General features: G+C 42.0%; 8 protein-coding genes. 5 read left to right on the top strand and 3 right to left on the bottom strand.

What is annotated here, in order from left to right; translation table 11 throughout:
* The 4 genes from B4J23_RS09245 to ahpF form a co-directional block, all read left to right on the top strand.
* Positions 1 to 705, top strand: a 705-nt coding sequence (locus tag B4J23_RS09245; protein WP_291360165.1) for a tellurium resistance protein, incomplete at its 5' end; no start/stop codon positions are given.
* Between the two features lie 16 nt (positions 706 to 721).
* Positions 722 to 1,855 carry a toxic anion resistance protein gene (locus B4J23_RS09250; RefSeq protein ID WP_005236518.1) on the top strand — a complete coding sequence of 378 codons (1,134 nt, stop codon included), beginning with the start codon at positions 722 to 724 and terminating at the stop codon, positions 1,853 to 1,855.
* Between the two features lie 37 nt (positions 1,856 to 1,892).
* Positions 1,893 to 2,810: a hypothetical protein gene (locus tag B4J23_RS09255; RefSeq protein ID WP_166135984.1), complete on the top strand. Its 918-nt coding sequence runs from the start codon at positions 1,893 to 1,895 to the stop codon at positions 2,808 to 2,810.
* A 226-nt stretch (positions 2,811 to 3,036) separates the two neighbouring features.
* Positions 3,037 to 4,602 carry an alkyl hydroperoxide reductase subunit F gene (ahpF, locus tag B4J23_RS09260; RefSeq protein WP_291360170.1) on the top strand — a complete coding sequence of 522 codons (1,566 nt, stop codon included), beginning with the start codon at positions 3,037 to 3,039 and terminating at the stop codon, positions 4,600 to 4,602.
* Positions 4,603 to 4,849: 247 nt separating this feature from the next.
* Here ahpF and B4J23_RS09265 read toward each other — a convergent pair whose 3' ends face one another.
* From B4J23_RS09265 to B4J23_RS09275, 3 genes are all read right to left on the bottom strand, one after another.
* Positions 4,850 to 5,104 carry a YfhL family 4Fe-4S dicluster ferredoxin gene (locus B4J23_RS09265; RefSeq protein WP_159123203.1) on the bottom strand — a complete coding sequence of 85 codons (255 nt, stop codon included), beginning with the start codon at positions 5,102 to 5,104 and terminating at the stop codon, positions 4,850 to 4,852.
* 3 nt (positions 5,105 to 5,107) lie between these two features.
* Positions 5,108 to 6,499 (bottom strand): tRNA 5-hydroxyuridine modification protein YegQ, encoded by a 1,392-nt coding sequence (yegQ, locus tag B4J23_RS09270; protein WP_376782904.1) that lies wholly within the window; start codon positions 6,497 to 6,499, stop codon positions 5,108 to 5,110.
* A 151-nt stretch (positions 6,500 to 6,650) separates the two neighbouring features.
* Positions 6,651 to 7,061 (bottom strand): Cd(II)/Pb(II)-responsive transcriptional regulator, encoded by a 411-nt coding sequence (locus B4J23_RS09275; RefSeq protein ID WP_291360175.1) that lies wholly within the window; start codon positions 7,059 to 7,061, stop codon positions 6,651 to 6,653.
* Between the two features lie 85 nt (positions 7,062 to 7,146).
* On the opposite strand from B4J23_RS09275, the gene B4J23_RS09280 reads away from it, so the two are divergent.
* Positions 7,147 to 7,770, top strand: a complete 624-nt coding sequence (locus B4J23_RS09280) for a cation transporter (RefSeq protein WP_291360177.1) — start codon at positions 7,147 to 7,149, stop codon at positions 7,768 to 7,770.
* Positions 7,771 to 7,938: the final 168 nt, after the last annotated feature.

Below are 7,938 nucleotides of genomic sequence, written 5' to 3' on the forward strand. Positions count from 1 at the left end.
CCTTTACTCCACGATCAATACAAGCTGAATCATTATGCGGACTCACTTATTCAGGCGCAGGCAGTACTATTAAATGGGGTAGATCCCCATCTGACCCAACAACTGAGCCAGACGATTGAACAGCTGATTCACATGCTGGCTCAATCAAAAAAATATCTAAAAAAACGTAAATTTAATGCCTTGCAGAAATGGCTGGGTATTGATCTGGACTATGGCTCAAGTCAGGTTGAATACTATAAAAAACTGGACTATTTACTGGATCAGGCAGATCACCTTAGCCGTAAGTTGCAAATTGAAATCCAGAAATCCCAATCGCGATTCCAGCAGCTGATCGGTTTACGTGAGCAAATGGCCAAGCATATTGTGGCAGCAGAAGAATTTTTATCTGAATATCCGCAGTTTGTAAGGAATCAGCATCCACTGGATAATTTTTCTGAGCGGCTGTCAAAAAAGGTGCATACCTTAAGAACCTTGCAAAGCAGTAATGACATTGCCATTACCCAGATGCAATTGTCCCAGCAACTGTCTTATAGCCTACTGGATCGGTTTAAAGAAGCGCAACAGGTACTGATTCCGGCCTGGCAATATCATGTCAAACAAAGCCAGACGAAACACTCGACAAGTGATCTGGAAAAACTTGATAATAGCCGGGACAACCTGATTAAAACGTTAAAAAAGTCACTCGAGAAACCCTCGAATACATAACAATATAAGGTGAAACATGACCAAATCTGATGTAGTAAATTTACCTGTCGAAAGCTCAACTGAACTGACTGAACAGAAGTTCCAGCAAATGGATCTCAAAGAGCTAGGCTTACAGCCTGCCGATTTTCAGGAGGTCTTGGCAGCACGTAAAGAACTGCAGAATATGAGTCATAATAGTGTGGCCGAATATGGCAAAAATATAGCCACCAAAACTTCAAGTTATACTGATGAATTGCTGAATCTGGTACAGAACAAAGATCTGGATGCAACCGGTCAAAAGCTGAATCAGGTGGTGCAGGTGGCACAACAACTGAATACCAGCAGTATCTTGAACAAGAAAAAGAGTTCAGGATTTCTTGGCAATATTATCAGCAAATTTAAGGGCGTGAAAGATAACTTTGACTCCCATTTCAATACCACTAAAGAACAGATTGATGTACTGGTCAAGGAAATTGAAACTTCACAATCTGGATTAAAAGCCCGCGTTGATACCCTGGATAAAATGTTCGATGGGGTGCAGGAAGAATACAAGCAGCTGGGTATTCATATTGCAGCTGGACGTTTACGTGAACAGGAATTGCAGCAGGAAATTGCTGCGCTTACAGCTTTGCCACAAGATCAGAGCACCACGCAAAAAATCTATGACCTAAATCATCTAGCCAATAATCTGGAAAAACGCATCAGTGATTTACAGGTATTGCAGCAATCTGCGATGCAGACTTTGCCTATGATCCGGATTATTCAGTCCAATAACCTGATGCTGGTGGATAAATTCTATGCCATTAAAAATATTACGTTACCGGCATGGAAAAACCAGATCAGTCTGGCCATTTCACTGAATGAACAGAAGAACAGCGTACAGCTGGCCAATACCATTGATGATGCGACCAATGAGCTTTTACGCCGTAATGCAGATTTATTGCATCAGAACTCGGTCGATACGGCAAAAGCCAACCAGCGTTCCGTTATTGATATTGAAACGCTTGAACATGTGCAAAATACCCTCATTAAAACTGTTAATGATGTGATTCAGATCCAGAAAGAAGGTGTACAGAAACGTACTGAAGCAACGGTACGTTTAAGAGCCTTACAAGATAATCTGAATCATTTGGTGATTGAATCAAGTACCAGTGGATCTAAACCCAACTAAATGCAGTAGGGCCAAGATCTAAAAAAAGGAGTAGAGATTGCCGCCCTTAGATGAATATGCTGTAAATCCTCAGGAAATCAAGCAAGGGGTCGTCGCACTCAAAAAGCGTCAACGTAATTTGATGCTTTTGGGACTGACCACCTCTACGGTCTGTATTGCATCCGTGATAGGTCTATTCTTTCAGCAGGAAATGGTTTATGGCTTTTTTGGCCTGAGTACTCAGCTTCAACAGCTGCATTTACCAGTCAGTGTCGATGCTAATCTGGCCAGTATTGGGGATAGTCCGGATTATTTCTTTGCTCTATTAAGCTGGTTTGGCTGGCTGATTCTGAAAATCTTTGCCTCTTTTATTGGTGCATTTTTTCTGGTTGGATTGCTGAAGAAGTTTCGCTTCTTCTATGTGCGCTTTCAGTCTTTCATATTGAAGTTTGTAGGCTGGCTGATTTCCTTTATCGTGATCTGGTCAGGACTGACTTATTGGCAATATGACCTGAGAAATGACCGTGAAGACGCTTATCAGCAAGTGGTCTATTACGATAGTAATATCAATGATAGTGAAGTGGCTCGTTATCTTGTTGATTCCGATATTGCTTCACCGGTGAAATCTTATTTACTTGCCCAAACTGCACTCTTGCATAAGCCTGTGGATCTCTCCGCAGCCAGACCTTATGTCGCACAAGTAGTTGAAGCAGAGCGGCAGGATAACAAGTTTGAACAATACGGATTTAAACCGGAACAGATCTGGACCATGCAGCAACAGGTCTATGGCAAAAGTCTAACGCCTGTGGCACAAAGTGTAGATCGTCAAGCTCAGCAAGCAGAACAAGTCAGCAAGATTACCAATGTCATCATTATTGGCATTGCCATCCTATTTGCCTTGCTTAGCTTAATCATATTTGTACTAGCTAATTCAATTAAGGGGCGTTCGCTACGTATTGAACAGCGAATCTTCTAAACTTAAAAATGCTCCTTTAAAAGGAGCATTTTTATTTTCCAATCTATATTCGGTTTCTTTGGGATAAAAGGCATAAATTCTAGCGATAATAAAAAATAAAATGAGGAGATGGTTTTTGATCTATAAAAACGATCATTAAGATAAAAACAAACTGTTTTACCTATTTTTGTTATTCACTTAATATAGCTTCATCGAATAAATATTTACTCCCTTGGAGACGTTAGCAATGTTAGATCAAAATACTTCAGCTCAATTAAAAACACTACTTGAACGTTTGGAAGGCCCGATTGAATTAGTGGCAACTCTGGATGGCTCTGACAAATCAGCCAAAATCAAAGAACTGGTTGAGGAAATCGCCCAGCTTTCTGATCTAGTGACTGCCCGTTTTGACGGTACCAACAAACGTGCACCAAGCTTTGGTGTGGCAAAAGCCGGTGAACAGCCTCGTGTGTTCTTTGTAGGCTTGCCGATGGGTCATGAGTTTACTTCCCTGATTCTGGCATTGTTGCAAACTTCAGGCTATGCACCAAAAGTCTCTGCTGAAGTTCTGGAATCGATTAAAGGCTTAGGGATCAAATCTGACTTTGATGTATTCGTATCACTCAGCTGTCATAACTGTCCGGATGTCGTTCAGGCATTGAACCTGATTGCTATCTATAACCCGGGTACAACAGCAACCATGATTGATGGGGCTTTCTTCCAGGACGAAGTAGAAGAACGCAAAATCATGGCCGTACCAATGGTCTTCCAGGACAATGAACATATCGGTCAGGGTCGTATGACACTGGAAGAAATCATTGCCAAACTGGATACCAATGCTGCAGCCAAAGATGCTGAAAAACTGAATGCCAAAGATGCATTTGATGTCCTTGTCATCGGTGGTGGACCTGCAGGGAATACTGCAGCGATCTATGCAGCACGTAAAGGCATCAAAACTGGGATTGTCGCTGAACGCATGGGCGGTCAGGTGATGGATACCATGGACATTGAAAACTATACCTCAGTGCAAAAAACCCAAGGTCCAAAATTTGCTGCGGAGATGGAAGCACACGTTCGTGAATACGGTGTTGATATCATGAACCTGCAACGCGTGTCTGACATCAAAGGTGCAGATCGCACAGCCAATGGTCTGGTAGAAGTGACTTTAGAAAATGGTGCGAAACTTGAATCTAAAACTGTGATTTTATCTACCGGTGCACGCTGGAGAGAAATGAATGTTCCAGGTGAGGCAGAATACAAAACCCGTGGCGTTGCATACTGCCCACACTGTGATGGTCCATTGTTCAAAGGTAAACGTGTTGCGGTAATTGGTGGTGGTAACTCTGGTGTAGAAGCTGCGATTGACCTTGCGGGTATCGTTGAGCATGTAACGCTGGTTGAGTTTGATACCAAACTACGTGCTGACCAAGTGCTTCAAGACAAACTGCACAGCTTGCCAAACACCACTGTGATCAAAAATGCGCTTTCTACCGAAGTGATCGGTGATGGTTCACAAGTCACAGCGTTGAAATACAAAGACCGTGCAACTGATGAAGAGCACACTGTTGAATTGGCAGGTATCTTCGTTCAGATCGGTTTGTTGCCGAACACTGACTTCCTGAAAGGAACCGATGTTGAGCTAACTAACCGTGGTGAGATTGTGATTAACGAGCGCAATGAAACCAATGTCAAAGGTGTGTTTGCTGCAGGTGACTGTACCACTGTTCCTTACAAACAGATCATCATCGCGACTGGTGAAGGTGCCAAAGCATCATTATCTGCCTTTGATTACATCATTCGCTTTGGTCAGTAAAAAAAAGAGCACCTGGAATCCCCACATTCCAGGTGCTTAATCTCAAACACCTATTATTATTTTCGCTTTATAGGAACTCAGGATGCTAACACCCGGGTTCCTTTTTTTAGTTATTGTTAGATCAGCCAAAAGCGTCCCCAATCGCTTTTAGCTGTTCCTTTCCTCTGGACAGTTTTTGTTTTCAACCCTTATTTTTATCTTTCCCCAAGGTTGTTCTTAGATGAAGTCATCAGACTTCATGCATCATTCAAGCTTTGAACAGATTCAAACCTTTAAATTTCTCCATTAACTGTTCTTGCGTTTCCCGATGCTCGGGATGCGGCACAATGCATTCAATCGGACAGACGGCAATGCAGGTTTGATGATCATAGAAACCCACACACTCGGTACAACGATTGACATCAATTTCATAAAACTTCTCGCCCTCATAAATTGCTTCATTTGGGCATTCCGGTAAGCACATATCACAGTTGATACATTTATCGGTAATCAAGAGCGCCATTTTTTAACTCGCCTGATAAGCCAATGAAGAGGCTGAAATGTCTACAGATGATGATGGCAGATTACGGATCAGCAGGGCATACTGCATATCGACATCTGCTGGTATTGGAATTTCAACGATATGACCTGAACCTTTAGCATCTTCAATCAGATTGCCTTGACGGTCTTTGATCTCAGTTAAGGTAAAAGTGATGTTGCCTTTAGTGGTCATCAGCTCTAGTGAGTCACCAATGACAAAACGGTTTTTCACATCAATCTTGATATAGTCACCATTACGCTCTAATACTTCCCCACAGAACTGCTGATGATCGAAACTCGATGAACCATTTTCATAGTTTTGATATTCACTATGTATATGACGGCGTAGGAAGCCTTCGGTATAACCACGATTCGCCAGACCTTCTAATTGAGTCATCAATGAAGGGTCGAATGGCTTACCAGCAAGCGCATCATCAATGGCTTTACGGTAAATCTGCGCAGTACGCGCACAATAGAAATAAGATTTGGTCCGACCTTCAATTTTCAGGGAGTGTACGCCAATTTTGGTCAGGCGTTCCACATGCTGAACGGCACGCAGGTCTTTGGAATTCATAAAATAAGTGCCGTGTTCATCTTCTTCAGCAGCGAACATATCCTCGTCATTACGTTGCAATAACACGGGCTCATCAAACTGGTGTTGAGCGATTTTATGGCTTTCATCCATATCTTTCGAACAGCAGCCTGAATCCAGATTTTTAACCGGGATCACATCGCCCGTTTCATCTTCTTTAGCATCAAGTACCTTGTATTCCCAACGGCAGGCATTGGTGCAGGCGCCCTGGTTGGCATCACGCTTGTTCATATAGCCAGACAGCATGCAGCGGCCAGAGTAGGCCATGCACAACGCACCATGTACGAATACTTCAATTTCAATATCTGGAACTTGCTGTTTGATTTCTTCGATTTCTTCGATGGATAACTCACGTGACAGGATCACACGGGTCAGGCCCATATTTTTCCAGAACTTTACAGTTGCCCAGTTCACGGCATTGGCCTGTACAGACAGGTGAATGTCCATGTGCGGGAAATGCTCACGCACCATCATGATCAGACCAGGATCGGACATGATCAGCGCATCTGGCTGCATGGCGACCACAGGTTCAAGGTCACGAATAAAATTTTTCAGCTTGGAGTTATGCGGCTGAATATTAACCACCACATAGAATTTTTTGCCAAGTTCGTGTGCTTCTTTGATGCCAATCGCAAGATTGTCATGGTCAAATTCATTATTACGAACACGCAAGCTATAACGCGGCTGGCCGGCATAGACTGCATCTGCACCATAAGCAAAGGCATAGCGCATATTTTTCAGTGAGCCAGCAGGTGAGAGAAGTTCGGTAACGTGAGAAATGCTCATGATGAAATCGAAAGACATATAAAAAGTACGTCTTTATTCTAGTCATCTAAAATCAGGATTCAACCTAGTAAATAACTCGGAATTGGCATAATTCAACTCAATTTCAAGTTAAAAGATAAACAGTAAACGGTTTAAAATATCCATAAATATTTCAGCTATTTTCAATAGATTCCAGTGTTTTTAAAATCTGGCAATGATTAATCGTGGTTGGGGTATTACAGCTTTCGCGAAGCGCCATTAACTGCTGTTTAAATAATTGTAATTCTTTAATTTTATTTGAAATATCTATAAGGTGCTGATCAATCATCTGGTTAACTTCACAGCAATCCTGTTCAGGATTCTGTTCCAGCTGAATCAGGTATTCGATTTCTTTTAAAGACATGCCTAAAGCACGACAGCGTTTGATAAAAATCAAGCGTTTTAAGGCCTCTTCGCCATAATAACGATATTGGTTACTTGCTCGAAAATTCGGCTGAATTAAACCTCTTTTCTCATAAAATCGAATGGTATCAGTGCTTAAATCAGTTTTCTTGGCTATATCAGAAATCAAATAATGTGACATAAATACCTCAGGATTGACCTTGGAGTGACTCCATAGTTTCTAATGACTTTATCGCATTCAGGATAAAAAATCATCGGAGAATAATATGGCCTGTAGTTGTAGTCATGAACCCGCGCCGCCCAAATCTAATAGCAAATTTAGAACAGCTTTATGGATTGCATTATTGATTAACCTGACCTTATTTGGTGTGGAGCTGATCGGCGGTGCTTATGCACATTCATCGGCCTTATGGGCAGATGCGCTAGATTTCTTTGGAGATGCTGTGAATTATGGTATTTCTCTGGCGGTGATTGGTGCAAGTCTGTATTGGCGTGCAACAGTTGCTCTGATTAAAGGATTGACCATGGCAGTATTTGGTCTGGTCGTCATTGGCAAAGTAATTTATGCCTTTATGCAAGGTATTCCACCTGAAGCCATTACGATGGGGATCATCGGGGTATTGGCCTTAATCGCAAACGTTGTCACAGCCATAATTTTATATGCTTTCCGGGAGGGCGATGCCAATATGAAATCAGTCTGGTTGTGCAGCCGTAATGATGCGATCGGCAATGTGGCCGTCATTTTTGCAGCAGTGGGAGTCTTTGGCACTGGCAGTCTATGGCCAGATATTATTGTTGCAATCATTATGGCGAGTCTTGGCTTAAGTGCTGGATATCATGTGGTGAAACAGGCTCTAGCTGAACGAGTATTGAAGCATGAGTCAGTCTGATCCTTAATATTAAATTTAATTATGAAAAAGCTGCTGATCAGGCAGCTTTTTATTAGCCTTAAGTCTAAAAAATAGATGAAAAATAAAGCTTTACAAATGCGATAAATTTAGGAAGAATCATGCGCGAAATTTAGAAAAGATTCATATAACTAGGGTGTGTTGACACTT

The organism is Acinetobacter sp. UBA3025 (assembly GCF_002367915.1).
In the GTDB taxonomy this organism is placed as follows: domain Bacteria; phylum Pseudomonadota; class Gammaproteobacteria; order Pseudomonadales; family Moraxellaceae; genus Acinetobacter.